General features: G+C 39.7%; 1 protein-coding gene. It reads right to left on the bottom strand.

Going from position 1 to position 468, the window contains the following annotated elements; genetic code table 11:
• Positions 1–98 precede the first annotated feature (98 nt).
• Positions 99–468: hypothetical protein (locus tag F6X68_RS33175; RefSeq protein WP_151457887.1), on the bottom strand; the 370-nt coding region annotated here is incomplete at its 5' end.

Raw genomic sequence — 468 nt, 5'->3', positions numbered from 1 at the left:
ATCACAGGCATGGTTCCTTGCGTCATACTACTAATCTCCCTTTGCAACTGGTATAACAATGGTCCATTGGACTCTTCGAACCTTTCCTCCAGTTCAATCTATAGTTCTCTAGCTGAAGTTGTATATAGAAAGGCATCTACAATATCCTTAGAAATTGAATTAAGGATCCATGAGATAATCATACAATCTACCCGTTTCCACTGTTCGAAATTGCCAGAATTTTCACTCGGTATCTCCAACTTTCCATCAATGAACCCTAGTTTGTTTTTAGTGCCCAATGCTATTTTCATGGATCGGTTCCAGCTCAAATAATTGCTTCCAGTGAGTGTAGAACTTACCAGTAGCATTCCTGGATGGTCAGATGCTTGAAGTTGCATCAGATCATCTTTGAATATGTGTTGATGATCTGTAGCTCCGGTTGCTTCAGTAGGCTCTGTAGGATTGAGATTATCTGCTATAGTGCTAATT

The sequence above is a fragment of the Micromonospora sp. AMSO12t genome, assembly GCF_008806585.1.
Taxonomy (GTDB): Bacteria; Actinomycetota; Actinomycetes; order Mycobacteriales; family Micromonosporaceae; genus Micromonospora; species Micromonospora reichwaldensis.
The sequence above is the reverse complement of the archived record's forward strand: the minus strand, read 5'-3'. Positions and strand labels throughout refer to the sequence as shown.